Annotated in this window: 1 protein-coding gene; it reads left to right on the forward strand. The window is 69.7% G+C overall.

Annotated elements, in window-relative coordinates:
* Window positions 1-669, forward strand: a 669-nt coding sequence (locus D8M39_RS12495; RefSeq protein WP_126875126.1) for an ISL3 family transposase, incomplete at both ends; no start/stop codon positions are given.

Below are 669 nucleotides of genomic sequence, written 5' to 3' on the forward strand. Positions count from 1 at the left end.
CGATCGGTGTCGACGAGCACGTCTGGCGACACACGAGGCTGGGCGACAAGTACGTCACCGTGATCATCGACCTCACGCCCGCGAGGAACAAGACCGGGCCGGCGAGGCTGCTGGACATGGTCGAGGGCCGCTCCAAGGCGGTGTTCAAGCAGTGGCTCGCCGCCCGCCCTGCGGACTGGGCGAAGCGGATCGAGGTGGTCGCGATGGACGGCTTCGCCGGGTTCAAGACCGCTGCCGCCGAGGAACTCCCCGACGCCGTCCCCGTCATGGACCCGTTCCACGTGGTCCGCCTCGCCGGCGACGCGCTGGATGTCTGCCGGCGTCGGGTCCAGCAAGACACCACCGGTCACCGCGGGCTCAAGGGCGACCCGCTCTACAAAGCCCGCCGCACCCTGCACACCGGGGCGAGCCTGCTCACCGACCGGCAGCGGGCACGCCTGGACGCAGTGTTCGCGAGCGAGGAGCACGTCGAGGTCGAGGCGACCTGGGGCATCTACCAGCGCATCGTCGCGGCCTACCGGGAGCCCGACAAGAAGAAAGCGAAGGCGATGATGCAGGAGGTGATCGCTGCGATCAGCAGCGGCGTTCCCGCGGCGCTCGTCGAGGTCCGCAAGCTCGGCCGGACCATGAAGCAGCGGGCGGGCGACATCCTCGCGTTCTTCGACCGCC

It is taken from the genome of Kocuria sp. HSID17590, assembly GCF_003989485.1.
Lineage (GTDB): Bacteria > Actinomycetota > Actinomycetes > Actinomycetales > Micrococcaceae > Kocuria > Kocuria salsicia.